This window comes from Photobacterium marinum (assembly GCF_000331515.1).
Lineage (GTDB): Bacteria > Pseudomonadota > Gammaproteobacteria > Enterobacterales > Vibrionaceae > Photobacterium > Photobacterium marinum.
This window is the reverse complement of record NZ_AMZO01000016.1, coordinates 164420-190523: the sequence shown is the minus strand read 5'-3', so window position 1 is coordinate 190523 and position 26104 is coordinate 164420. Positions and strand designations below refer to the sequence as shown.

At 44.5% G+C, this 26104-nt stretch carries 24 protein-coding genes; 11 read left to right on the top strand and 13 right to left on the bottom strand.

Annotated features, from left to right (window positions below; all coding sequences use genetic code 11):
- Nucleotides 1-31: 31 nt before the first annotated feature.
- Nucleotides 32-589, bottom strand: coding sequence for a nucleotidyltransferase family protein (locus C942_RS10945; protein ID WP_232428167.1), 558 nt, complete (start codon nt 587-589; stop codon nt 32-34).
- Between the two features lie 238 nt (nt 590-827).
- Between C942_RS10945 and C942_RS10940 the strand changes: the two genes are divergently transcribed.
- On the top strand, nt 828-1880 hold the full coding sequence (locus tag C942_RS10940; RefSeq protein WP_198287483.1) for a serine protease: 1053 nt from the start codon (nt 828-830) through the stop codon (nt 1878-1880).
- Nucleotides 1881-1951: 71 nt separating this feature from the next.
- Here C942_RS10940 and C942_RS10935 read toward each other — a convergent pair whose 3' ends face one another.
- The 3 genes from C942_RS10935 to C942_RS10925 all read right to left on the bottom strand — a co-directional run bounded on the left by C942_RS10935 (nt 1952) and on the right by C942_RS10925 (nt 7117).
- Nucleotides 1952-5104, bottom strand: a complete 3153-nt coding sequence (locus C942_RS10935) for an efflux RND transporter permease subunit (RefSeq protein WP_007465641.1) — start codon at nt 5102-5104, stop codon at nt 1952-1954.
- 3 nt (nt 5105-5107) lie between these two features.
- The gene (locus C942_RS10930) at nt 5108-6229 is read right to left on the bottom strand and encodes an efflux RND transporter periplasmic adaptor subunit (RefSeq protein WP_007465639.1); all 1122 of its coding nucleotides are present in this window, start codon (nt 6227-6229) and stop codon (nt 5108-5110) included.
- 402 nt (nt 6230-6631) lie between these two features.
- On the bottom strand, nt 6632-7117 hold the full coding sequence (locus C942_RS10925) for a DUF1097 domain-containing protein (protein WP_007465637.1): 486 nt from the start codon (nt 7115-7117) through the stop codon (nt 6632-6634).
- 373 nt (nt 7118-7490) lie between these two features.
- Between C942_RS10925 and nagZ the strand changes: the two genes are divergently transcribed.
- Nucleotides 7491-8495 (top strand): beta-N-acetylhexosaminidase, encoded by a 1005-nt coding sequence (gene nagZ / locus C942_RS10920; protein WP_007465635.1) that lies wholly within the window; start codon nt 7491-7493, stop codon nt 8493-8495.
- Nucleotides 8496-9387: 892 nt separating this feature from the next.
- On the opposite strand, the gene C942_RS10915 is transcribed toward nagZ, so the two are convergent.
- Complete coding sequence (locus tag C942_RS10915; protein WP_007465633.1) at nt 9388-10302, bottom strand: cation diffusion facilitator family transporter; 915 nt, start codon at nt 10300-10302, stop codon at nt 9388-9390.
- Between the two features lie 318 nt (nt 10303-10620).
- Nucleotides 10621-11052, bottom strand: coding sequence for a hypothetical protein (locus C942_RS10910; RefSeq protein WP_007465630.1), 432 nt, complete (start codon nt 11050-11052; stop codon nt 10621-10623).
- A 354-nt stretch (nt 11053-11406) separates the two neighbouring features.
- Here C942_RS10910 and pdhA point away from each other — a divergent pair, with 354 nt between their 5' ends.
- Genes pdhA through C942_RS10895 form a run of 3 tightly spaced genes read left to right on the top strand, consistent with a single transcriptional unit; the run spans nt 11407 to nt 14610 of the window.
- Nucleotides 11407-12495 (top strand): pyruvate dehydrogenase (acetyl-transferring) E1 component subunit alpha, encoded by a 1089-nt coding sequence (gene pdhA, locus C942_RS10905; RefSeq protein ID WP_036799662.1) that lies wholly within the window; start codon nt 11407-11409, stop codon nt 12493-12495.
- Nucleotides 12488-13471, top strand: coding sequence for an alpha-ketoacid dehydrogenase subunit beta (locus tag C942_RS10900; protein WP_036799659.1), 984 nt, complete (start codon nt 12488-12490; stop codon nt 13469-13471). Before pdhA ends, C942_RS10900 begins: the two co-directional genes overlap by 8 nt.
- Nucleotides 13468-14610: a dihydrolipoamide acetyltransferase family protein gene (locus C942_RS10895; RefSeq protein ID WP_007465628.1), complete on the top strand. Its 1143-nt coding sequence runs from the start codon at nt 13468-13470 to the stop codon at nt 14608-14610. The genes C942_RS10900 and C942_RS10895 overlap by 4 nt, the downstream gene beginning before the upstream one ends.
- A gap of 78 nt (nt 14611-14688) precedes the next feature.
- On the opposite strand, the gene C942_RS10890 is transcribed toward C942_RS10895, so the two are convergent.
- Nucleotides 14689-16029 (bottom strand): DEAD/DEAH box helicase, encoded by a 1341-nt coding sequence (locus C942_RS10890; RefSeq protein WP_007465626.1) that lies wholly within the window; start codon nt 16027-16029, stop codon nt 14689-14691.
- A 233-nt stretch (nt 16030-16262) separates the two neighbouring features.
- Between C942_RS10890 and C942_RS10885 the strand changes: the two genes are divergently transcribed.
- Complete coding sequence (locus C942_RS10885; RefSeq protein ID WP_007465624.1) at nt 16263-16865, top strand: DUF2238 domain-containing protein; 603 nt, start codon at nt 16263-16265, stop codon at nt 16863-16865.
- Between the two features lie 118 nt (nt 16866-16983).
- Here the strand turns inward: C942_RS10885 and C942_RS10880 are convergent, their stop codons facing one another.
- Entirely contained in the window at nt 16984-17277 is a 294-nt protein-coding gene (locus tag C942_RS10880) for a hypothetical protein (protein ID WP_036799653.1), read from the bottom strand.
- Nucleotides 17278-17316: 39 nt separating this feature from the next.
- On the bottom strand, nt 17317-17733 hold the full coding sequence (locus C942_RS10875; protein WP_157372613.1) for a hypothetical protein: 417 nt from the start codon (nt 17731-17733) through the stop codon (nt 17317-17319).
- Between the two features lie 522 nt (nt 17734-18255).
- Here C942_RS10875 and C942_RS10870 point away from each other — a divergent pair.
- Entirely contained in the window at nt 18256-18618 is a 363-nt protein-coding gene (locus C942_RS10870) for a DUF6404 family protein (protein ID WP_036799650.1), read from the top strand.
- A gap of 200 nt (nt 18619-18818) precedes the next feature.
- Here C942_RS10870 and galE read toward each other — a convergent pair whose 3' ends face one another.
- A complete protein-coding gene (gene galE, locus C942_RS10865; RefSeq protein WP_007465620.1) occupies nt 18819-19835 on the bottom strand; it encodes a UDP-glucose 4-epimerase GalE in 1017 nt (338 codons plus the stop codon).
- A gap of 248 nt (nt 19836-20083) precedes the next feature.
- On the opposite strand from galE, the gene C942_RS10860 reads away from it, so the two are divergent.
- The 4 genes from C942_RS10860 (at nt 20084) to C942_RS10845 (ending at nt 22994) form a co-directional block, all read left to right on the top strand.
- A complete protein-coding gene (locus C942_RS10860; protein ID WP_007465619.1) occupies nt 20084-21013 on the top strand; it encodes an alpha/beta fold hydrolase in 930 nt (309 codons plus the stop codon).
- A gap of 125 nt (nt 21014-21138) precedes the next feature.
- On the top strand, nt 21139-22191 hold the full coding sequence (locus C942_RS10855) for a GGDEF domain-containing protein (protein WP_007465618.1): 1053 nt from the start codon (nt 21139-21141) through the stop codon (nt 22189-22191).
- An 84-nt stretch (nt 22192-22275) separates the two neighbouring features.
- Complete coding sequence (locus tag C942_RS10850) at nt 22276-22800, top strand: NUDIX hydrolase (protein ID WP_007465617.1); 525 nt, start codon at nt 22276-22278, stop codon at nt 22798-22800.
- A gap of 86 nt (nt 22801-22886) precedes the next feature.
- A complete protein-coding gene (locus C942_RS10845; protein ID WP_157372612.1) occupies nt 22887-22994 on the top strand; it encodes a 3-ketoacyl-ACP reductase in 108 nt (35 codons plus the stop codon).
- Between the two features lie 107 nt (nt 22995-23101).
- Here C942_RS10845 and C942_RS10840 read toward each other — a convergent pair whose 3' ends face one another.
- The 3 genes from C942_RS10840 to C942_RS10830 all read right to left on the bottom strand — a co-directional run bounded on the left by C942_RS10840 (nt 23102) and on the right by C942_RS10830 (nt 26046).
- A complete protein-coding gene (locus tag C942_RS10840; protein WP_007465615.1) occupies nt 23102-23860 on the bottom strand; it encodes an SDR family oxidoreductase in 759 nt (252 codons plus the stop codon).
- An 80-nt stretch (nt 23861-23940) separates the two neighbouring features.
- On the bottom strand, nt 23941-24858 hold the full coding sequence (gene mmsB / locus C942_RS10835) for a 3-hydroxyisobutyrate dehydrogenase (protein ID WP_007465614.1): 918 nt from the start codon (nt 24856-24858) through the stop codon (nt 23941-23943).
- A 30-nt stretch (nt 24859-24888) separates the two neighbouring features.
- Nucleotides 24889-26046: an enoyl-CoA hydratase/isomerase family protein gene (locus C942_RS10830; RefSeq protein ID WP_007465613.1), complete on the bottom strand. Its 1158-nt coding sequence runs from the start codon at nt 26044-26046 to the stop codon at nt 24889-24891.
- Nucleotides 26047-26104 lie beyond the last annotated feature (58 nt).

Here is a 26104-nt window from a genome sequence, read left to right as displayed (position 1 = left end):
ATTGGTAATCGGATAGAAAACAGTAACAGGATCATTCCGCCGTGAGTTTCGGCCAGATCTGCAACCAACTTTTATTCTTGATGCGATCACGATAAACAGCTGGCCTCTGATTTTCCGGGTTGATTTTGATTTTCAGTGACCAGTTTTCCTCTAAACCAAACGGAGCACAAATTGTCAGTTGGTTATCAAATTCAAGGCGAACACCTACACATGTCGGCACTTCAATCCACTGTCTGATACCTTCAACGGTATTTTGATACGGTTGATGACCGTGACGCAGATGCATCCGGGCCTGATTGCGAACTTCCCAGTTTGCTTGTGGAAAAAGAGCTTTCAATTGGGTTTCTATTTTTTGTTCAGACTCACAGGAAACATCACGGTTATCAAAATAAACCAGATCAATATCATTTAGTGGTGTCATCTCTGTCTTATGATGCAAATGATCCCAAATGGCATTTCTCAGAAAACCGGCACCAAGATACCAATCAGGTAAACCCGCCTGTCTTGCAACACGCAAGCAGTGCATTCGAAATTCATCTTCCAGAATTAGCTGTTTTGTCCGCTGCTGGAAATTCATTGTACTTAGCACCGATACCTCTCTATTTAACAATCACTAAGTAATGGCATCTCTAGTAAAAAACCATGATATTTAGTCAAAAAAGCCACGCCATTGATCCAAAGCGTGGCTTTACTCTAATTATTCGCCTATTTATTGGAGCATTTTATTAATAAGCGCTATAATTATTCGCCGATTAATACACCGTACAGTAAATACCGCACTAATGAATAACAAGCTTCCCTACTCAGCTCTTTTTTTAGCTGCAACCTTGTCAACGAATGTCATTGCTGAAGAAGTACCTTCAGTTCAATCAAAGATTCTGAACGGACAAAGTGCGGCAGGACTTGCTTCCAACTTACTACCTTGGCAAGCTGCAATTTTGACAGTTCCAACAACAATTGGGAAAAATGTCATTTCCGGTTGTGGCGCTGTTATCATCAGTGAACATTGGGCGGTAACAGCTGCACACTGTACAGACTCTGCATCAATAGGAGACACTCTTGTCGCCGGACTTTCATATATTCCGCAAGGTCAGTCAATTGATGATATACCAAGCCAGTATAAGTTCACTATTGAACGTAAAATCCAGCATGAAAACTATTACTCATCAGGATCTGACAACCTTCAACCAGGTGATGCGGACTACGATATTGCCGTACTAAAAATAACAGAATCGCTACTGAGCGTTGCTAAACCGATTAAAGTTGCAACCACTGAAGAACAAAATCAAGCAAATACGCAGTTTGTTAATACATGGAATGCCAACGGTTATTCGCAAGGAAACCTTATTGCCTCTGGCTGGGGCAAGATGGCTCCTTCTTACAAATCCGCGAATGAACTGCAGGTTGTTAAACTAGGCGGGATCCCTATCTCGCAGTGTAATTCCGGTTATAAGGTGACATCAAACTCTCACCTTGTATGCGCAGATTCAAACAACCCTGCCATTAAAAAAGATGCCTGTGCCGGTGATTCAGGTGGTCCTCTTATCTGGCAAAACCCGGATAAAACTGGCGATTCAGACTTTGGCCTTCGCCTTATGGGCGTAACCAATAGCGGCCCTAACTGTGCCAAGAAAAATGCAGGCTATGAAGGTTATGAAAGTAACGGACTTTACACAGAACTTGCTTCCTACCGCAACTGGATCGAAGGAAAAACGGGGCTAACCCTGGATAATATTGCGACCGCAAATTTCGAGCATGACCCATTCAAGCTGGTCAGAGAAGATGAACATGTTAATACTGGTGGCTCATCAGGCGGCTCAGTACCACTTTCAGCGCTTCTTGGACTAAGTCTTATCGGCCTGCTCCGCAGAAAGCATTAAAGATAAGAAACTATACCAATGTAAAAGGGCTCCATTCGGAGCCCTTTTCTTCTTTCTACCTGACTCAAGAGTTACTCATCTTCTAGAGCCACCAACTTAGTCGAGCCACCGTGGAATTTTTCTCGTTTACGCTGAACCAGAGCAAAGAAGCCAGGAATCAGGAAGGTTCCTGCCAGTAACACACAAAGCAGCCCCCCTGTTAGTGAAATCCCCAATGAATTCTGGCTAATATGGCCGGCACCGGAAGCAAATATCAGGGGTGTAATACCCAGAATAAACGACCAGGACGTCATATTCACTGCACGGAAACGCAATTTACCACCGCGCACAGAGGCTTGTTCAATATCCAGATCTTTCTCTTCCCGCTCAATCTTGGCAAATTCCACAATCAGAATCGCATTCTTCGCCGCCAGTGCAATCAGCAGAACCAAACCTATCTGCGCATACAGGTTCAAAGGTGTTCCTGTTGCAGCCAATGCCAGGAAAGAGCCCAATGTTGCCACTGGCACAACCAAAATGATCGCCAGCGGAATACTCCAGCTTTCATACTGGGCAACCATGAACAGGTAAATAAAGATCAGAGCCAGTGCAAACGCATAAATTGCCTGATTACCGGCTTTTACCTCCTGGTAAGCCATACCTGTCCATTCATACTGATATCCCTGCGGCAAGACTTCTGCAGCTACTCTTTCCATCGCGGCGATAGCATCACCACTTGAGTAACCATCAGCCGGGTTACCCTGAATTACTGCCGAACGGTACATGTTGTAACGCCATGCAACATCCGGTTCGAACACTTGTTCTATCGTCGCCAGTGTACTCAGCGGAATCATATCACCACTGGCTGAGCGCACATGGAAACGCTCAAGCGCATCAAGGTCGCTGCGATAATCGCTGTCAGCCTGCACCGTTACCCTGAAGTTTTTACCATACAGAGTGAAGTCGTTGATGTACATTGAACCCAGGTTGCCCTGCAAAGTCTGGAAGACTTCCGTCAGAGATACGCCTAGTTGTTTGGCTTTCACCCTGTCGACATCAACGTAGTAATGCGGAACATTGGCACGAAATGTACTAAAGGTATACTGAATCTCAGGCTGCTCATTGGCTTTCTGAATCAGCTCGCCCATCACATTTGCCAAATCTGTCCGGCTGCGCCCCAAGGTATCTTCCAATACAAACTCAAAGCCCGATGCAGCCCCCATTCCCGGAACCGCAGGTGGCCCCATTGCAAAGACGATAGCCTCCGGAAGTTGAGCTGCCGCACGAGCATTTATCCGCTGAGTGATCGCAAATGACGAATGGTCTCCTTCCATGTTGTTTCGCTCACCCCACTCTTTCAGTTTGATGAACATTGAAGCACCATTAGACGCAGCAGCACCTGTCAGAAACGCGTAACCATTGGCAACAGTAATGCCTTCAACACCAGGCTCCTGCTCAACGATTTTCTCAAGTTTTGCCGTTGTCTCTTCAGTACGGGACAATGAAGCAGCATCCGGAAGCTGAACATTAACCAGCAAAATACCTTTATCTTCCTGCGGAACAAAAGCGGTTGACGTCGTCTTCGACAAGAAGCTAAGGGCAATTACGGCAACAACAAAGCAGCTGGCCAGCATACCCACTTTACGAACCAGGAATCCGGCAATCACACCATATTTCAGCGTAACTTTATCCAACCCTTTATTAAAGGTACGGAACCAGCGTGAAGTATTGTCCCCGCCTTGCTTCAGAACCAGCGAACATAGAGCCGGAGACAGTGTCAGCGCGTTAATCGACGATATCACCACTGATATACAGATGGTCAATGCAAACTGACGGTACATAATACCTGTGATACCCGGTAGCATCGCTACCGGCAGGAATACCGCTAACAGAACCAATGTTGAAGTAATGATCGGCCCGGTTACTTCCTTCATCGCAATCAGCGTTGCTTTCCGCGGTGTAAGGCTCGGATCGCGCTTCATATTGGTATCAACGTTTTCGATAACTAGAATGGCATCATCAACTACAATACCGATTGCCAGAATCAGGCCAAACAAGGTTACTGTGTTTATGGTAAAACCTGTTGCCAACATAATGGCAAAAGTACCAATCAATGACACCGGAATAGCAACAACCGGGATCAGCGTAGAACGCATACTACCAAGGAACAGGTATGTTACTGCGATAACCAGAATCACAGCTTCAATCAGCGTCTTGACCACACCTTTAATTGATTCAGAAACAAATAATGTTGTGTCATAACTGGTTTCATAAGCCATACCTTCAGGCATATTTGGCTGCAGTTTTTCCAGTAACTCCATTACCACCTCGCCACTTTCCAGAGCATTCGCATCTGACTGGAGTGATAGCGTCACGATAGAAGCTGGCTGACCGCGGAATAATCCATTACCGTCGTAGAACTTCTTACCGAGCTCTACACGAGCAACATCTTTCAGATAAACAACCGAACCATCAGGATTTGCTCTTAGAACAACATTTTCAAACTCACTGACCGACTCAAGGCGCCCTTTAGTCACAAGGTTGAACTGCACTTCCTGAACATTGTTAAACGGCGGCGCGCCAACTTTGCCGGCTGCGACCTGAACATTCTGCTCTGCCAATGCTGCATTAACATCTGAGGTTGTCAGGCCGAGGTTAGCCATTTTTTCCGGGTCCAGCCATACACGCATCGCATATTCACCGCCACCGATAACATTAACCTCACTGATGCCTTTAACACGGGCAAGCTGATCTTTAACGTTTAAGTTAATGTAATTAATCAGAAATTTATCGTCATAACGACCTTCAGGAGAGTAGAAGTTAAGCACCATCAGCAGATCAGGAGAACGCTTTTTAACAGTTACCCCGACCATCCGAACTTCAGCAGGTAACTTAGATTCAATCTGCGACACCCGGTTCTGAACATTAACCTGCGCCATATCGGGATCTGTGCCGACATCGAAAGTCACATTCAGGTTATATGAACCGTCATTGGCGCTCTTCGAAGACATGTAGATCATGTTTTCGACACCATTCACCGAAGCTTCAATCGGGTCGGCAATGGCTTCTTCAACGACTTCAGCACTCGCCCCCGAATAATAAGCAGTCACACTAACCGACGGCGGACTGATTTTAGGGTATTCAGCAACAGGCAGGTTCATCAGGGCAATTGCACCTGCCAGTGTCAGAATAATAGAGATAACCAGCGCAAACTTTGGACGCTGGATAAAAAATCGACTCAGCATCCGTTAACCCTCTATTTTTGGTTGTTCAAGTCGAACGGTCATCCCGTTACGAACGCGCTGAAGACCTTTCGTCAACACGACATCATCCCCCTTCAGGCCATCGTTAATAACAACCCCCTGCTCTGTTTGCGGTCCGAGCTTAACGTTGTGCCGTTCTGCAACATTACCCTCTGCCAGTACCATAACGAAATCGCCCTCAAGGTCACTTTGTACCGCTCTGCGAGGTATTACATTTTTCTTTACAGGCGCTTTTTCCCGCAGGAATACCTGCACATGCTGACCCGGCAACAAACGCTGCTCAGGGTTATCGAACTTCGCCCGCATCGCTATGGTGCCTGTTGTCAAATCAATCCGGTTGCCGATATAGTCGACCTTTCCCAGATGCTGATAATCTTCGCCATTATTCAATGTTAGAACGACTTCAACATCCCCTTTGCCGTCACCGCTGCCATCCAGCATATCAATCCCTAAATCCAGGCGCTGACGCTCACTGATATTGAAAGATGCCTGGATCGGGTCAAGACTAACCAAAGTAGTCAGTACCCCTGAAGCCGGTGAAACCAAATCTCCGATACTGGCTTTGCTGTCACTAACCCGTCCTGTAAACGGTGCAACAATCTGGGTATATGACAAATCAACTTCCGCTGCTGAAAGCTGCGCTTTTGCCGCTTTAAGCTGAGCTTCGGCATTGAGTTTATCTGCAGTTAACCGATCAAACTCCGACTGACTAATACTGCCCTTAGGCAACAAATTCTTGCCTCGCTCCCAGTCCAAATCTGCCCGTTTCAGACTCGCTTCAGCTTGTGCTATCGCAGCCTTTGCACTGGCAACTTTTGCTTCATAAGCTGCTGGCTCAATCTGGAACAACAGCTGTCCCTTTTCGACAATTTCCCCTTCCTGAAAATAACGCGCTTTCAGGTAGCCGGAGACCTGAGCAGTAATAGCAACATCTTCGATAGCTTCAGTTCTACCGACAAACTTCTTTCCCTGCTGATAGTCAATGACCGTTACAGGTTGTACTGCAACCAAAGGGCTCATCGATGCTTTAGGACCGGATAACTTATCGCCGCATCCAACAAGCAAGCCAGTACTTATTAAAGTGGCAATTATAAGTTTTTTATTCATTATGCTGACCATAGGTAAAATATAAGAATAAATTGCAGATGCAATTTACAAGGAATAAACGCATGCAATTCAGTTATATAAGTAATGAGGCCAAATTAGCACCGGGGCTTTAATGAAAGCTGAACAAATAAAATTAGTGGCATATTTTTACTGGTTAATTGTTTCAAGATATTTCAAACAAAACCCAAGCTGAATAATGAATGTAAATGTATTAATTTAAGTATGAAATTACTTAAAGAGTGTCACGAAGAAAATCTAATAGCAGGCCTGGCCGTAAGAAATTCCGCCTGAACTTCAAACACAATTTATCCGTGCAAGGAATATTGGTAAGTTCTAAAGAACAAAAAAAAGCTGCCTTGCGGCAGCCTCTAAATTGATAAGAGAAAATAAAAAAAGAAGGGATTAATCAAGCTCAGGAACAGTTAAATCGTTTTTCGGTTGGGCTAATTTCTTCTGCAACCAGATACCGGATGCCTTCATGCAGTAACCAAACACCGCACCCAGGATCAGAGACGGTATAACAAGCTGCCAGTCACCGGATGCCGCGAAAGTGGCACATGAACCAATGAATGTGCCCGGGATGAATTCAAGCCATGTTTTCTTGGCCTGAACGCACATAAAGAACGCAACAATAGCAGTAATTACATAACCGATAATCTCGATGCCAACTATGGTCGACAGGTGAATAATCACCATCGCCCAAAAAACGCCACTCATATTGGTCGCAATACTCAATCCAAGACCTTTCATGCCGTCTTTAGGGGAAGCAAAATAAGTAGTACAACCAAGGAAACCAGCCCAGCTAAGTAAACCAAGGGAAACTGCAACCCACCCCCAAACACCTGAAAGAATACCTGTTGTAATAGCAATGGCGACCAATACTGACATTTGAAAATCTCAATTAACTATGAATCAGGAAACAGTTTAATTGAGTGAGCACAACATTATAGTGAGCAAGATCACACCAACAATGTAATAAGTGATAGCATATTTTCATTAATAAGATCATGATCACTTATATCGTGGATTTTTCAACAATATGTGCCTGATATAACTAATTGACTATGAATTTAACAACAAAAACAATCAACTCTGTGTTTACTATAATAAACAATCAAAACGAACATTAACTACTCAGGCAAGGTGTCATTTTTAAAAGGATTATTACCTCTGCTATCTGGACTATGATAACGTTAGCCTGTCTTTTACATCTGATCATCACAGCTCCGCGCTTTCAGAATGTCCTTTTATCGGAGTTAACATGGGACCATTAATGCTTGATGTATCCGGCTATGAGCTGGATGCTGAAGAAAAAGAAATCATTCAACACCCAACCGTGGGTGGAATTATCCTGTTCAGCCGCAACTATCATGACCGCAAACAACTAAGAGCACTAACCAAAGACATTCGCGATACAGCACGACGACCATTTCTGATTTCTGTTGATCAGGAAGGTGGACGTGTTCAACGTTTTCGCGATGAATTTACCCTGTTACCACCGGCAAAAGCATTTGCCGACAATAAAAATGGTCTCGAACTCGCCGAACAAGGTGGCTGGCTGATGGCTGCAGAACTGCTGGCGATGGATATCGATCTCAGCCTTGCTCCTGTCCTTGATCTCGGTTTTGACTGTAAAGCCGTTGGTGACAGGGCTTTCTCTGATGATCCGCAACAAATCATTAAATACGCCAGCCAGTTCATCAAGGGCATGAAGCAAGCCGGAATGGCAACAACGGGTAAACACTTCCCGGGCCACGGTGGCGTTGTCCAAGACTCACACTTTGAAACACCTGTCGACTCTCGCGACAACATCAAACAGCATGATATGACGGTATTTAAAAACCTGATCAAAAGCGACTTGCTGGACGCTATGATGCCAGCCCATGTTGTTTTTGATGTCTATGATGACCAACCGGCGAGCGGTTCATCCTACTGGCTTAAAGATGTATTGCGTAATGAGCTGAACTTCAAAGGCGTGGTTTTCTCTGACGACCTGAACATGAAGGGTGCTGACGTACTTGGCAGCTATAGCGAAAGAGCCATTGCAGCCCAACAAGCTGGCTGCGACATGGTACTACTCTGCAACAACCGTGAAGGTGCAATCCAGGCCCTGGATGGTCTGCCACAAACTCAGGTTCCGTTACTTGAAACACTTTGCAAAAAGCCAACAGGCGAATACCGGGATCTGGTTAAAACAAGAAAGTGGCAGGAAAGCCATAAATCTATCAGTGAACTGGCCCACTCATGGCGTGAAAAGCATGCTTGATGTAAATCGGCATCATATCTACTAAATAAAAACAGGAGGCTAATGCCTCCTGTTTTTTAAACTGGCTGCATTGTCGGTTCAAACTTCGGCTTTGGTTGCGTCGACTTACAATAGCAAGGAAAACCTTTAAAAATCAACAGCCTGAAAAGGCAACTTTGTTAGAGGTAAACACCCTGCTCTTCAGTTTCAACTCGTCAATAAAAGAAAATCAGAGTGGATACAACAAGTTGGAAGCTTTTCGTAGAAAGAATGTCTGCAGGTCGACCGTGAAAAGAGATAAATGAGTAATTCAAACAGTATCCACATCACCGAATAAAACAAAAGCGCCTTACGGCGCCTTCGCTTTACAATGAGTCACGCGAGTAGTCTATTCCCTTACAGCATTTCTTCTCTCTGAAGATGACATAAGCAGCACCGATGATAAAGGCAATGACTAACACAGTTTCCATAATTAACCTTAAAAATGTAAATCTAAAATGGGTGACACGCACATCAGAGCGATGTCAGCGATAAGGGTTAACCTATGGTCTAAAAATTATCTCTAAAAAGAAGCAATTTTTAGACAAGAGACACGATAGCCTATCTGCGCTTTTTTTGCACTAACCGGTTATAAAATTGTGATAGAAAAAATATTAATAACACGTCAATGCTTCTATACAGCACCAGCAAATCAGTCCATAGCCACCTGAAGAAAAAGAAAACACTTTACAGCTCATTTACAACCTTAAGCATTACTGATCTTCATTCCTTTGCTGTCATGTTTCTCTGTAACACGTATATTTTGCTTGAAGCCTGGGAAAATCACCACTTGATTTTCCCCGACAATTCTTTTATCTCGATATTAGTTTTACTAATAAAGGAAAAACGTCTTACAGAACAACACATTGTCCTGTTAGAGCCAGCGTTCTTGAGAAGTAAAGCTAACTGAAAGCCAGGTATCTCCCAACTCTTCGCTCAATTCCTGCCAAATGAGCTCACGGATCGTATCCTGACGGCCTGTTGTCCAGTACGTTTCATTCTTTACCAGTATATTTATTTCAAGATCATACTGACGCCCTGTTTTAGCAAAATGATGGGTGTAATCATCAAAATGATATTGTTTGGAAAGCTTTGCTATCACCCTATCGACCTGGTGCTGAACTTTATCCTGCGGCGCAACTAGCAGAACCTCTCGTAAGTTTCGTTTCAGGACTTTCAAAGGCAACACTGATGCTGCTATTGAAAGCGTTGAAACAAGAATCGGGTCAACATAGGCATTCCAACGGGAGTATCCGAACTTATCCAGCAAAATTACCAGCAAAAAGCCGACAAGTATTGCAGCACTTAAAATGCCGTCCACCAGCCACTCTTGCGAGTCTACCCTAACCAATTCAGACTGTTCGCTTCGCGCGATATAGGTTTCAGTAAAATAGATAGCAAAACAACAAACAGTCGATAAAACCGCATAGATAAGCGCATGCTCAAGGACAATCTCATGTCCGCCATGAAGAATACCTTTCACGCCAGTGATAAAGGCAAACAGGCAAGTCATCAAAATGAGCAATCCGTTGACAACATTAATTAAAGGTTCAATGTGAGCATAGCCAAACTGGAACTGACGATCGTCCGGTTTAGATACAAGATAGGCAGTATAGAGGCTTAACCCTGTCATCCCCATACTGAGAAATGAAAACATGCCGTCTAGCAAAATGGCATTGGATCCGACATATAATCCATAGCCAATACCCAGGCTGGCTAATAAAACTGTACCGGCCAGGGACAATTTCAGCGCCAAACGCTCCTTACTGCTTTTACGGCTGATAGCCATAAAATCCTCCTTTTCATTCAAATGATAATTTACATAAGGTTCACAACCACCTTAGCATTTTTTATAAACTATTGAAAAGTTACAATTTTCTTACCGCTTCAAAGTCAGCATTGAGCTTAGCTTTGCTAATTGATTGATATAGAAAGAATAAAACTAACAATTTTAATCAAAGAATCTTTTAAAAAAGCATAGATAACCAGACTAATCTAACAAGGCTACTCATAGTGGAAATCAGAATGATGTCCCGAGTTACACCGTCAACTTCAGGTCATTCATTCTGAAATGATAAGATGTGAGGAAAGATGGCGAGATTAAGACTCAAGGCGCGGTTTTTTGTAGCTGTAGACGCTCTATATCATTGAAGAAATTAATCATTTTGGCACGGCTAACGTTGTACTCGAAGTCTGTGCTGTCACAATAGCTCGTATTGTAAGCATGCCTGTCATGATTTTTAATTCTGATATACTCACAAGTCGCATGTTGCTCACACGCCAGATCTCGTTCTTTACGGAGCTGGTTCCAGTAAGTTGAAAAATGCTTTAACGCATAATCAAGCTGCTCATAGTTTTCTGCTGTCAGCTCCGGGCGCAGTATTTTCAGCTCGTTTTGTCTTTCACCGATAAATGTATCAAAGGTTTCACTCAGGGAGTAAGTCGCTCGATCATAGCACTCACCTTGAATGAAGGTCTGCTTCTGACTTGCAACATCGCTTACCGTTTCCTGCGACGTACAGGCTGAAACAAAAAACATAAAAAAGATTCCGCTGTACAACTTCATAGCTCACCACAATAGTTTTTCCCGCAACAAATAGTAATCAAATTATGAGCGATAACCGATTGGTGACCTGCGTTGTAACTCCGAAGTCTCAATAATAAGACGTACTTTTAACCGTTGACTCAGTCTGTACCGATTTCTTTACTGTTCAAACCGTCACTTCCAGAGGCAGCTTTTAACAAAATAGTTACACTTAACATTATCTGGTTATACCGAGGGTTACAGGTATATGCCGCTAATAAGCCCTTCGTGCTTTGTCATTTTTTACGGTATAGCCATCGATTTATTTGCTGTCCGCCTCTTTTGAGGCAGCAACAGAAGGAGCTTGAGATGAATGTTCAGGCCTTACCGATGCATCGATTTATTGACCATAACGGTAATCCCGTCGATCAACTCCCTGAATGGGCCGACCAACCTACCCTAACCGATTTCTATCGCGATATGGTACTAACCCGAATTTACGATAATAAAGCAGTTGCGCTACAACGCACCGGGAAACTGGGCACCTATCCCTCTCATGTGGGTTCCGAAGCTTTTGGCATAGCAATTGGTAAAGCACTTCGTCCTGACGATGTGTTTATCCCCTATTACCGGGACATGCCAGCCATGTGGGCCCGCGGAATTCCAATGGAGAAAAACCTTCAATACTGGGGGGGAGATGAACGAGGCAGCGACTTTGCCTTCAACGAAAGTCATTGTCGTGACCTGCCCTTTTGCGTCCCGATCTCAACCCAATGTACCCACGCTGTCGGGGTTGCGGCTGCACTAAAGATTCAAGGTGGACACCATGCCGCTCTGGTCACCCTCGGAGACGGTGCAACGTCTAAAGGGGATTTCCTGGAATCAGTGAACTGTGCCGGAGTCTGGAACATTCCGCTGGTATTTATCATTAACAACAATCAATGGGCTATCTCAGTCCCACGATCTATTCAGTGCGGTGCTGAACGACTATCAGACAAAGCCAAGGGTGCCGGAATCGAAGGTATCACCGTAGATGGTAACGATGTTGTCGCCATGTACGACATCGTAATCAAAAGCCTGGACAAGGCGCGTAAAGGTAAAGGTGCAACTTTAATTGAAGCCGTCAGCTACCGTCTTGGTGACCATACTACTGCTGATGATGCCAGCCGCTATCGCAGTGAAGATGAGTTACAGCAGGCCTGGCAGTTTGAACCGATCAAACGACTGAAACTGTTTCTGCTTAACCAAGGCTGGTGGAGTGAATCCGACGAAGAACAATGGCAAAACCATTGCCGGGGTAGCGTTGAAAAAGCCGTCGAAAATTACCAGGCCCTCGTTCCACAACCGCCAGAATCATCATTCGACTATCTCTACGAAACACCGGATGCAGACCTCTGCCGACAACGTGACTTCATTATCAATAAAGCAATGCGAAAAGAAGGAGGTCATCATGGCTGAATTAACACTGGTCGAAGCGGTAAACCTCGCATTGCATCATGAAATGTCACACGACCCGAGTGTCATCGTTCTCGGTGAAGATGTCGGTGATAACGGCGGAGTATTCAGGGCTACTGTCGGCCTGAAGGAAAAACATGGATGTAAACGAGTTATTGATACTCCATTAGCCGAAGCGCTGATCGGTGGTGTCACAGTCGGCATGGCAAGCCAGGGGCTGAGACCTGTTGCAGAATTCCAGTTCCAGGGATTTGTGTTCCCCGCAATGGAACACTTGGCCTGCCACGCTGCACGAATGCGTAATCGCACCAGAGGACGCCTCTCCTGCCCTGCGGTCTTCCGAGCACCTTTCGGTGGCGGGATTCATGCGCCGGAACACCATTCAGAAAGTGTCGAGGCTCTGTTCGCTCATATTCCAGGCTTAAAAGTCGTCATCCCATCATCGCCGCAACGGGCTTACGGTTTATTACTTGGTGCGATTCGCAGTAATGATCCCGTCATGTTTTTCGAACCTAAGCGGATCTATCGTACAGTTAAATCCGAAGTTGAAGACAACGGCAAAGCATTACCATTAGACACTTGCTTCACGCTCCGAAAGGGCCGTGACATCACACTGGTAACCTGGGGCGCTTGTGTCGTTGAATGCCTGAAAGCATCAAACGATCTTTCCAGGCAAGGTATTGAGCTTGAAGTTATTGATGCGGCTACAGTTAAACCGCTGGATATGGCGACCATCTTCCACTCCCTTGAAAAAACCGGTCGACTGCTGGTTGTTCATGAAGCCAGCCAGACTTGCGGTATCGGCGCGGAGATTCTGGCACGTACCGCAGAACATGCCATGTGCTTGCTGAAAGCACCACCCAAGCGAGTTACCGGAATGGACACTGTAATGCCGTATTACCGCAATGAAGACTATTTTATGATTCAGGAATACGACATCATCGCAGCAGCCAGAGAGCTGATGGAGGGGTGGAAATGAAATCATTTTCTCTGCCGGATTTGGGTGAAGGGCTAGCTGAGTCAGAAATCATTGAATGGCATGTTGATGTAGGTGACAGCGTAACAGTAGATCAGGTGGTACTGACTGTTGAAACCGCCAAAGCAACCGTCGAAGTTCCTGCGCCGTATGCCGGGAAAATTGTCCGGCGTTACGGCAACGAAGGTGATGTTATCGGCATTGGTAGCCTACTGCTGGAAATCGATGAAACAGAGGCATCAGCTCAACAAGTAACAACAGAAGTGCAAGCGGATGCTGCAACTGTCGTCGGTAATGTTTCACAGCAAACTCAGGAAGTGAATGTTGATGAATTCTGGATTGGACAACCCCGAAGCCCCAAGCCATCAGACTCGCTGAAAGCCCTACCTTCTGCGCGCCGACTGGCACAAAAGCTGGGCGTTGATCTTAAAACGGTCGAAGGAAGCGGCCCTGACGGGATCATTGTTGATACTGACATCTACCAAGCCGGTGATCAGCAGCGGCCCGGCACAGAGGTACTCAAAGGTGCACGCCGAACCATGGTTAATTCCATGACCGAATCCCATCATAACGTGGCTTCAGTCACCATAACCGAAGAGGCAATACTTGAACACTGGCGTGACAATGAAGATATCACCAGCCGTTTGATCCTGGCCATTGTCTCTGCCTGCAAAAAGGAGCCGGCAATCAACGCATGGTTCGATGCCGAAGCTATGACTCGCTGCCTGCATGGTAACGTCAATATCGGCATTGCTGTTGATAGTCGTCATGGCCTGTACGTGCCTGTTTTACGTAATGCCGAAAGCCAGACAAGTGCCCAGATAAGAAAATGGCTGGACGAAACCACTACGGAAATCCGCAACCGAAAAATTGCCAGGGAACAACTTCAACACGCAACCATTACACTGACTAACTTCGGGGCTATCGCTGGGATCTTCGCTACACCGGTTGTCACCTCACCACAAGTCGCCATTGTCGGCTCCGGTCGGGTAATGGAAAAAGTGGTGCTTCGTAATAACCAAGCTGTGGCAATCAAGACGCTTCCTCTTTCTATGACCTTTGACCATCGAGCTTGTACCGGCGGAGAGGCGGCACGTTTCATAAAGGAAATGGTTCGTCACCTTGAGCAAAGCAATGATTAAAACCATTTAATAACAACCATAAAAAATGCCAGTCATCAGACTGGCATTTCTATTTAAAACCAAGCGTATAGCGCAGTATTAGTCTTCAGAAGTCGGATTGGCCGGTTTCTTTTTCTTTGGAATAAATACGTTATCACCCACAGCCATATTGTCGTAAAAGCGCTTATCCATTTTCTTCTTAGGCTTACTCGCAGATGGTACAGCTTTCTTCGCTGTCGGTTTCTTGCTAGTCGGCTTCTTGTGGAACTTCTTCTTAGGCGCTGGTTTTAAGCCCTTGAATTTGCCTTCCAACCCTTCGATTGTTGTGAAGGTAATCTTCTGCTGCAGGAAAGCTTCAACATTCTTAAAACTCTTCCAGTCCTTAGGACCTACCAATGAAATTGCATCACCTTTGTTACCGGCACGACCAGTACGACCAACACGGTGCACGTATTCTTCTGCATGTTTTGGCATGTCGAAGTTGATTACGTGAGAGACCTTACTGATATCAAGACCGCGGGAAGCAACATCAGTTGTTACCAGAATCTTATGACAGTCACGCTCAAACTGACTCATGATGCTGTTACGCTGAGTCTGGTTCAGATCACCGCTCAGTGCCACAGCCTTCAGCTTGCGCTCATTCAGCTCTTTAGTCAGACGCTCAGTATCCGCACGCGTTGCTGTAAAGATGATCAGCTGATCATAGTCTTCGGTTTCCAGAATCTTATCCAGCAGAGCCTGTTTATGATCAAGGTGGTCACACAGCATAAAACGCTGGGTGATATCTGTATGCTGCTCAGCTGAATGACCAATTGAAATACGCTTCGGCGCATTCAGCATATCTGAAGCAATACTTGCCACATCTGTGTGATCCAGTGTCGCCGAGAACATCAGTGTCTGACGGCGACGGTGATTTGCTGCTTCGTGAATACGACGAAGCTGTGCTTCAAAGCCCAGATCCAGCATACGGTCAGCTTCATCCAGAATCAGCATTTCAAGACCATCAAGGTGTGTGCTGCGATGTTCTAGGTGGTCAGCAAGACGACCAGGAGTTGCTACTACAAACATCGGATCTTTACGGAACGCTTTAACCTGATCATTAAAGTTTTCACCACCAACAACCAGTGCGCCATCATAAGGCGTACCCGCAATCAGTGTGCGCAGCTGAGCAAACACCTGCTTAGCCAGCTCACGAGTCGGTGTCAGAATCAGTACACGAGGATCACGGCGAGTAAACGGCTTACAACGATACATACGCTGCATTGCCGGAAGCAGGAAGGCAAGAGTCTTACCGGAGCCAGTCTTCGACGAGGCCAACAAATCCTTGCCAAGAATGGCAACAGGAATAGCAGTCTGTTGAATTTCAGTTGGTTTATCGAACGCCAGGTGATTCAGTTTCTTAATAAGGCGCTGGTCTAATCCAAGATCTTTAAAATGCAAAACGATGCTCCGATAAATTGCCCGCTACACAGGCAGAGAAAATGTTACAGTCCTACCCTACGTGATATAACTCACACTAGGGTGAAAATTGTTAGCGGCGGATTATATCACAATTATTAAGGCTAACACCTACTTTAAATATGAATTATCCGTTATTACAGAATAAGATAGTGATTAGCTCAACAGCTGTATAAGAACCCGGCAATTCCTTTCAAGCAGTTAAGAGAAAAATGATGCAAACACCCGCTCAAAGCATAAAAATCCCGCTCATATTGACAGCTCTCGTCTCAACAACCATCATCTGGTCTGGCATCAATCCGAGCTTCCCTGAAGTCTGGCTGGCAGAAATCATTCCGATTCTTCTAATTTTTATTCCCTTGGTTGTGACTTTCAAACGCTTTCAGTTCTCAAACAGCGCCTACGTCTTTATGTCATGCTGGCTCATTCTCCACACTATTGGCGCACACTACACATTTGCCAATGTACCGTTTGACTGGTTCAGCGATCTGATTGGTTCCGACCGAAACCACTTTGACCGTTTTGCTCATTTTTCTATTGGATTTTACGCCTACCCGATTGCAGAATTCCTGACTCGCAGAGAGCACTGCAAACCATTTATTGCTGCTCTGTTCGGTTTATGTGCCATTATGGCGATTGCTGCCGGTTATGAAATCATTGAATGGTGGTACGCAGTTCTTGCAGGCGGTGAAGCCGGGATTGAATTCCTTGGTTCGCAAGGTGACATCTGGGATGCCCAACAAGATATGCTTGCCGATACCCTTGGCGCGGTTGTCAGCTTGGTGTTTTTCTTTATCATCAAGCCTTACAGCAGATAAGGGCCGAGTTACACGTAGGTCACACTCTAAATCGCCCGGTAAAAGAAATTATCGAGTGTGACTTTTAAGCACGACCGACACTAATTCTGATGGAACAGAGCTATTTTTACACGCAGTTCTAATTCTCAGCGTTTTTATTAAAGTAGTAAACTTCACCAGATCTTAACATTCTGATATTAGGATTAAGTGAGAAACGCCCTTTATTATACTCATTGATTAAGGTTTCTTCTGTGAATCCCTCAAAGTTTTTTATCCACTTACCAGTAAAGAAAGTGAAACTAGGCAGGTAAACCCAATCATACTTGGAATCTGATGTTAGATTCTCGATAGGAAAAATAGCTGGCAACGTCGAGTGAACTTCTACAAAATCACCTAATGGAAACCTGGTATCATTTGTGTTGTTTTTATACATGGTAGGATTATCGTGTAGTATGGAGAAGCAACCAATATTCTAATTCTTAAGACTGCCATTTTCTTGAATAGATTTATAGCCATCAGGTGTAGAGCAATAAGGTACTAATTTATTTGAGTCATAAGGAACCACAAACGTTGTATCATATGTGTGAATATAAGCCACTTCTTTGTCTGAATATACTTTCGTGTTGAATCCAGCATTCATGTACTCATTATTAATGCTATTTAAGATTGAGTGGGTAGCCAACTGAAAAACATTAATGCTTCCGGCAGCAGCTACCGCGAGGGATTGATCATCAACAGCATGGTAGTTTTTGCCAATATAGAAAGTATCAAGGTTATTTTCTTTGACTGGCTTAGCCTTGCGAATAAGGTACATCCGTTCCAGTGAATCACTATAACCTTTATCTTGTTTAAGCTGATACTCCTTAAATTCAACAGCACTACTAGCCACATTCTTCATAGAGCAGTTTAGAAGAGCAACCTGTTAGAATAACAAGGCTAGATAAGACAAGTGCATTTTTCAGTTTTTTTCATTAAACATCCTTTTTTAGGTTAGCCAATCAATTAATCAATACTTTGAATTAAAATGGAATAGGAAAAGACAGATTTACCGAACTGAAATAATGGGGACAACACTACAACCCACTTCCATAACGTTTTAAATCCTTTTCACCAAAGTCGATGTACATTATTCGCATGTAATTACTCTGAATGAAATTAAATAGTCTTTGCGATTTTTGCTTGAGATCAACCGGAGTTTATAAACCTCGAACTTTCCTCCCGACTCCCCTTAAATTAATTTTGGATATCTTTTAACTTTGGTGCTTAAGGGAAATCAATTCTGAGGTGGTATACTTTACGGCTCTCGAAATCTTATTTTCCATCTACCAGATGAATGTGTGCGCCGTATATCACATTTGGTGCAAATCGAATGTGGTTATCTTGGTTATTATCAAATCAAATATGATCAACAATGCATAACAAAGAGTTTATAGAAGTATATTTGCGTCAAAAAGGTGCGAGTAGAACGGTAGTGAAACCTTATCCTTTTCTATGGCACTGGCTTTTAAAATCGAACGGTAAACCTTGCTTATTTGAATCACCATTGAAACTATTTTTTAAGGAGTTGTTCTTGGGAACAGTGTTCTGGGGCGGTTTTATGTGGTTAATCGTATGGCGCTCACAAGAACCGAGTATCAACAATTTGTATATGTCGTTACTTTTTGGCTTTCTCTCAGGTTTAGGTTTGAGTTTGGAAGTTTTGTATTACTCAAGAAAGCTTAAAATCACGTCATCATGGGCTGAGTGGTTAAAAGAGCATGATTTAGCTGAATAAGCATACCCCACATGGTCTGTTTTAATCGATTTCGAGGCTTAACGCCTTTTCACCAAAGTCGTCGTACCTTGCTTACCCTTAACTGCTGATAATGAATCACAGGCGCTTTATACTTGATTCGGCTTTCTGGAACTAAACTGCCAAGAGCATTCAAAAGAAAAAGGTCACCCATGAGTGACCTTTTGTAAGAAGTTCTGGCATTAAGCGTCAGGATAACCATTGGGGTTGTTTGACTGCCAACGCCAGGTATCTGTCGTCATATCATCAATCGTGCGGGTTGCTTCCCAGTGAAGCTCACATTTTGCTTTGCCTGGATCTGCCCAGCACTCAGCAATATCCCCCGGGCGACGGGGCGCAATCTGATAAGCCACTTCAACACCGGAAGATTTAGAGAAGGCTTCTACCATCTGCAGCACGCTAAAACCGTTACCTGTACCCAGATTGTAAATATGAAGACCGGCTTCTTTACCCTTATGATTCAGTGCAGCCAAGTGACCGTCTGCTAAATCAAGCACGTGGATATAATCACGTACACCTGTACCATCAACTGTCGGGTAATCATTACCGAATACAGATAAATACTCACGACGCCCTACTGCAACCTGAGAAATGAACGGCATCAGGTTATTTGGGATACCTTGTGGATCTTCACCCATTTCACCTGACTGGTGAGAACCAACCGGGTTAAAGTAGCGAAGCAAAGTAATGCTCATTTCAGGATATGCTTTCTGAATGTCGGTCAGACACTCTTCAACCATCAACTTACTACGGCCATACGGGTTAGTCGCACTGGTAGGAAAGTCTTCAGTGATAGGCACAGAGGCCGGATCGCCATAAACCGTAGCAGAAGAACTGAAAATCAGGCTGTTCACACCAGCCGCACGCATCGCTTCTACCAGAACCAGAGTACCGTGAACATTGTTATCATAGTATTCCAGCGGCTTTTGTACTGATTCACCTACAGCTTTCAGGCCGGCAAAATGAATTACAGCTTCAACATCATTCTCAGCCAGAACTTTATCCAGAAAAGCGCGGTCGCGAATATCACCTTCATAAAAGGCCGGAGAAACACCGGTCAGTTTTTCAATTCGAGCCAGAACAGTTTTCTTACTGTTGTATAAGTTATCTACGATGATTGGAGTCATACCCGCTTCAATCATCTGAACACAGGTATGGCTGCCGATGTAGCCCATTCCACCTGTTACCAAAACACGCATGGGTGTCTCCCTGTAATTTTGAAAACTCTGCCGGACAACAATGCCCAATCAATTGAATATAATTGTACCAGAGCTAGAATCATATATTCACTGAATTGAGCAGATTATGCCGCAAAAAATGGCATAAGCAACTGAAACGCTGACTGCTAGTACAATTCATCATCAATTATGTAATCAATAGTTATTACACGACAAATGAAATAGAACACTGTACAATTAATGTACCTTTTACAAAACGGAATTGAATCATGAACGCTGAAACCATCTCTAAACTCTATCGCAGGATAATCCTGCTGTTCTTCTTTATTACTTTAACCGGGTGTGAACTGGTTGGCTGGAAAGCAGAGCAAGACAAAAACGCCCTTCAAGAAGCAGGTTACACCGAGCATTTTCTCCCCCTAGAGGATGGCGGAGTAATGAAATTCTGGGTTGGTGGCAACGGCAAACCTCTACTCTTACTTCACGGTTTTGGCGGCACTGCAATTTCGACCTGGAAGAATGAAATGCTCAGCCTGAACAAAGATTACATGGTCATAGCGCCCGATCTGGCCTGGTTCGGAGATTCTTACAGTAAAGGAGCGCCGAACCTGGAAACTCAAACCGACGCAGTCTGGCAGATTCTGGATTCACTAAATATTAATAAAGTCAGTGTTGCCGGTATTTCATACGGTGGGTTTGTAACTTACAACATGATGACGACGCCAGAGCGAATCGAAAAGTCAGTCATCATTGCCAGTCCCGGTCCCTTGTTTAACGATCAAGATGTAGGGCTGCTATGTGAAAGAGCCGAAGTTGATAAACCGGAACAGCTATTCGTTCCTCAAAACAGTGATGAAGTAAGACGATTATTTAACCACGTCTTCTATAAGAAAAAGCAAATGCCGGACTTCATTGCTGACCAAATCTACCAGAGCTATTTCGAACCGTGGCGAGAAGAAAAACAACAGCTAATCACTAGCCTGATTAATGACCGAACTCGAATAAATAATTACCCTGTCAATGAACTCCCGCCCAGCATGCTAGTTTGGGGCGACAGTGATCAGATTTTTCCGCTTCAAAATGGTTTAAGACTGAGCAAATATCTAAATACAGCATTAGTTGTGATACCTGAAACCGGTCATGGTGTAACCAATGAGCAACCTGAACTCGTAACTAAATTGTTAAGTTCATTCATTTAGTAACCAATCAGTTTCATAATTTACAGAAAAAATTAGACAGATATAGCCAGACGAATTATCCTAGCTGTGTAGTGCATCACGTTGCGCAATATGGCTAAGTTTCTACAAGGATGTGAAGTCTGGCTATGACGACTGTAATAAAAAGCGAACAATTAAAATCAACCAACTACGCATACTATGAAAAGCGTGAGCAAATACTGAAGAAACAACTTGCAATATTGTTTCCTGTAACTGGCGCAATTTGTTTACTTTGCGCTTTTACCTATTATGTTGCGGATGTTTCCTCCGTTTTCACCATCGCGGCTTTAACCGGTGCAGTACTCTCCTACCTGCTATCACTTATGAATCTGCGCAATGGCAATCCATACATTTTAATCTGGATTTTTATTGGCTTCTCAACCGCAGTGTGTTGCTATGGATTTTACAGTGACAATACCCATATGGTCAGCAATACCATTGCTCTTACTATTCCACTGCTTTGTTTCTTTTCTCTCAGATATAAACATGCCCTGTCATACAGTCTGGCTTTTGGTCTTATCTACATTTTTCTGAGCATCGGAGAGATATCAAGTAAGGAGCAGCAGTTGACTGAAGTGCTGCAAAATATCAGTTCTTACACCATGATTTTCATCATGGCACACTTACTGGCCCGTCATCGCAATGAGGCAATATCAAAAGTGCGCAAAACAGCGACCACTGATTTTTTAACCGGACTTAAAAATCGTCATGGTATTGAGAATATCTATCAAAATGAAGCTGCTCGCTGCCAACGTTACTTGCGCGATTTTTCAATGCTGTTGCTGGATATCGACAATCTGAAAAACATCAATGATCGCTACGGCCTGCAGGCCGGTGATAAGGTCCTGATGATGGTGTCCAATCTGATGCGAGATAAAATTCGTCAAACAGATCATATCGCCCGTCTAAGCAGTGAAGAATTTTGCCTGCTTCTGCCGAACACATCTATCACCCAGGCTGAAGAAATGGCAACCCGACTAAAAGACGATATCGCCAGCTGCTCACTGGAATTGGAAAACGGACAAACTGTTACTGTTACCATCAGCATTGGCTTAACACCTGTCGAATATCAGGAATTCAGCATTGATTATTCAAAAGCAGACAGTGCACTGCAAAGAGCCAAAAACTGGGGGCGAAACCAGGTTGTCGTAAGCCAGTAAAAACCGAATTCCCTAAAATAGGCCAGATGAGTCTGTGTTACACTCACCTGGCCTTTTCTATTCGCTGATTTTTATAAAACCACTATGAATACAAAGAACAATAAAACCCTATGTCAGTGGAAATGCTTTTCTGTTGAACAGGCTGAACATACCCTGCCTGACGGACGTGAAGTCGAATTTACCACAGTCAAACATCCTGGTGCCGTTATCATTTTGCCGATAACAAATGACGGCAAACTGGTGATGGTTAACCAATACCGTCCGGCAATTCAAAAATGGATTCTGGAATTTCCGGCAGGCACTCTTGAAGATCAGGAGAACATCCTGGAATGTGCAAAGCGAGAGCTCGCTGAAGAAGTACAGCTTCAAGCATCTGACTGGCAATCACTTGGTGAACTTCTTCCGGTTCCAGGCTTTTGTGATGAAGTTCAGTACTTGTATCTTGCTCAAGGACTGTCTGATTGTGTCGGCGAGCTGGATGATGATGAGGTCATCGAAGTTACCTCTTTGACTATTGCCGAGTTTGAAGAAAAAGTGGCAACAAACCAGATTCAGGATGCAAAAACCATCGCGACATTCTTTAAAGCCAGAATGATGAGTCTGATTTGATTAGAAACGCCCTAACAAGTCTCTTGTAAAACTCGATATCCTGATCAGGTTGTGGCATCTTGCCCCTTGATAACGAGGAATATGATATGGATAAGCTATTTTCAATTTTGAATAAGGCCGCAGCCATTATTGCCATGCTGATGTTTATAACCGGAGGCGGTATGGCTTTGTATGTGATGATTTTCGGTAATTAACCCACACAACATAAATGAATTCAGCGCTTGAACCTGGTCTTATCTATCCGGTTCAGGCTTTTTTATGTCTGAATAAAACTGTGCGAAGAGTTATACCCAGTTTGGTATTACATTCGCATCCCGCCATCAACTTCAAGCACACGACCGGTAAAGTAATCATTCTCAAAGATAAACTTCACCGCATGTGCGATTTCACTGGCTTCTCCCATTCGGCTGAGCGGCACCATTTGCTTCAACCTGTCGATAGCTTCCGGCTTTAACTGATCTGCCATTGCAGTATGCACGATACCGGGGGCGACAGCGGCCGCTCGAATACCATATCGTCCAAGCTCCTTTGCCCAACATACAGCTAATGTTGCTACTGCGGCCTTAGACGCAGAGTAATTGGTCTGGCCGATATTTCCGGCTCTGGCGACACTGGAAATATTGATAATGACTCCCTGATTACCCAGCTCGATCATACTCGCTGCCGCTTCACGACCGCATAGAAATGTACCGGTAACATTCACATTCATTACGGTGTTGAACTGCTCCAATGGCATTTTGGTCAGTTCACCGTCCTTCACTTTAACCAATAAACCATCTCGCAATACCCCGGCATTATTAACCAGTCCGTTTAGCTGTCCGAAATCAGCAACGATCTGCTCGAAAGCAATTTCAACCTGCACTTCATTAGATACATCCGCTTTATAGATTAACGCTTTCGCACTGAGCATCTGGCACTGCTTCTGAGTTTCCTTTAATCCTTCTTCATTAAAGTCAATCAATGCCAAATCAACCCCGGCCTGTGCCAGAGTCACCGCCATCATTTGCCCCAACCCTTGTCCTGCTCCGGTAATTGCAATCACACTATTGTTCAAATCCATACTGTCGACTCCCCGCCCCTAACTGCCGCCAACCGCATTGTGTTCCCTCAAAGGGATTAGAAACATGCTTGTTGTTTACGCTATTTTTTGTCCCGATAGAACTCAAAAAGACTCGAGAAATCCCGCAATTCATTACCTCTCGTATTATGAAAGGCATAAAGGTTTCGGGCCAATGTACCCATTGGAATAGCTGACTGACTTTGTAATGCAGCATCTATACCCAAACCAAGATCTTTAAGCATCAGTTTTGCCATAAAACCAGGCTGGTAGTTATTACTGGAAGGAACTTTTTCCATCACATTGGGACACGGATTGTAGAGCTCCAGAGCCCAATTACGCCCCGAGCTTTGTAGCATAATGTTGGATAGCACTTCAGGGTCGAGGCCATTATCAATCCCCAGGCTTATGGCTTCACAAGTTCCGGACATCAACACACCTAAAAGAAGGTTATTGCAGATTTTGGCCATCTGGCCGTCACCAGCTTTACCGGCATGAAAAATATTCTTCCCCACATGTTGCAGTACACCCTCTGCTTTGCTGAAAGCTGAATCAGTACCGCCGACAATAAAGGTTAAAGTCCCCGCCTGAGCGCCGGCTACACCACCGGATACCGGCGCATCAACAAATTCAAATCCTTTTTTCTCCGCTTCTCCGGCAACCAGACGTGCTGATTCAGGATCGATAGTTGATGAATCAATAAGAAATGTGCCACCAGCGACCATGTTCAGCAAACCAACACCGCCATGATGATCACCAAGGTAGACAGCACGAACATGCTCGCCTGCAGGAAGCATGGTAATGACGGTATCTGCTCCCTGAATAACATCATCAAGGGAAAGACAAAGATGCGCGCCTTCGCTTTCGACCTGTTTTGCTGCGTCAGTATTAATATCAAACACCCTGACCTTACAGCCGGCTTTTAACAGGTTCTTCGCCATCGGGTTACCCATATTTCCCAACCCGATAAACGCAATAGTGCTTGTAGCAATATCACTCATGACTCAGTTCCTCTTGTTAACAACGACTTATTACTTACGCGGCAGCCCCAGCTTTGCCAAAGGATGAGTCTTTTCATCCTCCCATAACGAAGTAAAAAGCCTGTCTATCACGGACTGTTCCACATCCTCTACCCGTTTATACATCCAGCTCGGCTGACCACATTTATCAATCAGTCTCGCCCTCACACCTTCTTCAAACTCACCCAGCAAGCCACTTCGCACTGACAATACCAGCTCAAGCCGAAAACAGTCTTCCAATGATAAAAGGTGATATTGAGTACATTGACGAAAACAAATACAGGCAGTAATCGGACTGCCTTCTTCAAGGTTTTTCTTTGCCTGTTCCAGCCAACGTCCAATACCATCAATTGCGGCTATTTGTGTACAAACAAGAGATAAATCTTCCGCAACACAAGCAGCCTGGATCTGGGCAAAGTAAGGAATGAGTTGACTGGACGGGTGTTGTGATAATGCAGCGTCTTCAAACCCAGACAGAAGTTCACTGACCAGCTCGAAATGATCGGCTTTATTCCACAATTGCCCCTGCAATTTTTCGATGACGCCTTGCTTGTGTTCAGGAAGAAGAAGATGTTCCGTCAACCTAAGATCAAGCGCATCACTGGCATTGATCTGTGCACCGGTAAGGCCGAGGAACAACCCAATCCCAGATGGAAGCTTATTAAGAAACCAAGTGCCACCGACATCGGGATATAAGCCGATGCTGATCTCAGGCATCGCCATTCGGGACTTTGGCGTTGTAACCCTGTGACTTGCGCCGATATAAAGGCCAATGCCACCGCCCATAATTATCCCTTCTCCCCATACAATCAGCGGCTTACTATAGGTATGAATGAGGTAGTCGCAACTATATTCGACGGTAAAATACTCAGTCAGAAAGTTTTGGGCCGAATCATCGTCCTGTCCGTTCTTTCTCTTTTCTGATGATGCCTGCATCATGTGATACATAGTGCGAACATCACCTCCGGCACAGAAAGCTTTCTCACCGACACCATGAAGAAAAACGCAGGCAATTGAATCGTCTTTTTCCCAGTCTTCGAGGCTACTTTTCAGTTGCTTAAGCATATCGAGTGTTAGCGCATTCAAAGACGCCGGATTATCAAGTTCGGCAATCCCGATTTTGTGCCCGTCAACGCAATCCAGCTCGCTTATATTTACTTTACCTGTCATATCCGCGCGACCACTCCTTATTTAGATCCCCATGCTCATCCTCATAACAACTTTTCCC

What these genes read in the sequence shown, in the direction of transcription:
- nagZ (WP_007465635.1), top strand. Translation starts at nt 7,491, where the DNA reads ATGGGACCATTAATGCTTGATGTATCCGGCTATGAGCTGGATGCTGAA.
- C942_RS10885 (WP_007465624.1), top strand. Translation starts at nt 16,263, where the DNA reads ATGCAAACACCCGCTCAAAGCATAAAAATCCCGCTCATATTGACAGCT.
- C942_RS10915 (WP_007465633.1), bottom strand. Translation starts at nt 10,302, where the DNA reads ATGGCTATCAGCCGTAAAAGCAGTAAGGAGCGTTTGGCGCTGAAATTG.
- C942_RS10895 (WP_007465628.1), top strand. Translation starts at nt 13,468, where the DNA reads ATGAAATCATTTTCTCTGCCGGATTTGGGTGAAGGGCTAGCTGAGTCA.
- C942_RS10850 (WP_007465617.1), top strand. Translation starts at nt 22,276, where the DNA reads ATGAATACAAAGAACAATAAAACCCTATGTCAGTGGAAATGCTTTTCT.
- C942_RS10880 (WP_036799653.1), bottom strand. Translation starts at nt 17,277, where the DNA reads ATGTATAAAAACAACACAAATGATACCAGGTTTCCATTAGGTGATTTT.
- C942_RS10855 (WP_007465618.1), top strand. Translation starts at nt 21,139, where the DNA reads ATGACGACTGTAATAAAAAGCGAACAATTAAAATCAACCAACTACGCA.
- pdhA (WP_036799662.1), top strand. Translation starts at nt 11,407, where the DNA reads ATGAATGTTCAGGCCTTACCGATGCATCGATTTATTGACCATAACGGT.
- C942_RS10870 (WP_036799650.1), top strand. Translation starts at nt 18,256, where the DNA reads ATGCATAACAAAGAGTTTATAGAAGTATATTTGCGTCAAAAAGGTGCG.
- galE (WP_007465620.1), bottom strand. Translation starts at nt 19,835, where the DNA reads ATGCGTGTTTTGGTAACAGGTGGAATGGGCTACATCGGCAGCCATACC.
- C942_RS10935 (WP_007465641.1), bottom strand. Translation starts at nt 5,104, where the DNA reads ATGCTGAGTCGATTTTTTATCCAGCGTCCAAAGTTTGCGCTGGTTATC.
- C942_RS10840 (WP_007465615.1), bottom strand. Translation starts at nt 23,860, where the DNA reads ATGGATTTGAACAATAGTGTGATTGCAATTACCGGAGCAGGACAAGGG.
- C942_RS10845 (WP_157372612.1), top strand. Translation starts at nt 22,887, where the DNA reads ATGGATAAGCTATTTTCAATTTTGAATAAGGCCGCAGCCATTATTGCC.
- C942_RS10900 (WP_036799659.1), top strand. Translation starts at nt 12,488, where the DNA reads ATGGCTGAATTAACACTGGTCGAAGCGGTAAACCTCGCATTGCATCAT.
- C942_RS10830 (WP_007465613.1), bottom strand. Translation starts at nt 26,046, where the DNA reads ATGACAGGTAAAGTAAATATAAGCGAGCTGGATTGCGTTGACGGGCAC.
- C942_RS10925 (WP_007465637.1), bottom strand. Translation starts at nt 7,117, where the DNA reads ATGTCAGTATTGGTCGCCATTGCTATTACAACAGGTATTCTTTCAGGT.
- C942_RS10860 (WP_007465619.1), top strand. Translation starts at nt 20,084, where the DNA reads ATGAACGCTGAAACCATCTCTAAACTCTATCGCAGGATAATCCTGCTG.
- C942_RS10910 (WP_007465630.1), bottom strand. Translation starts at nt 11,052, where the DNA reads ATGTTTTTTGTTTCAGCCTGTACGTCGCAGGAAACGGTAAGCGATGTT.
- mmsB (WP_007465614.1), bottom strand. Translation starts at nt 24,858, where the DNA reads ATGAGTGATATTGCTACAAGCACTATTGCGTTTATCGGGTTGGGAAAT.
- C942_RS10930 (WP_007465639.1), bottom strand. Translation starts at nt 6,229, where the DNA reads ATGAATAAAAAACTTATAATTGCCACTTTAATAAGTACTGGCTTGCTT.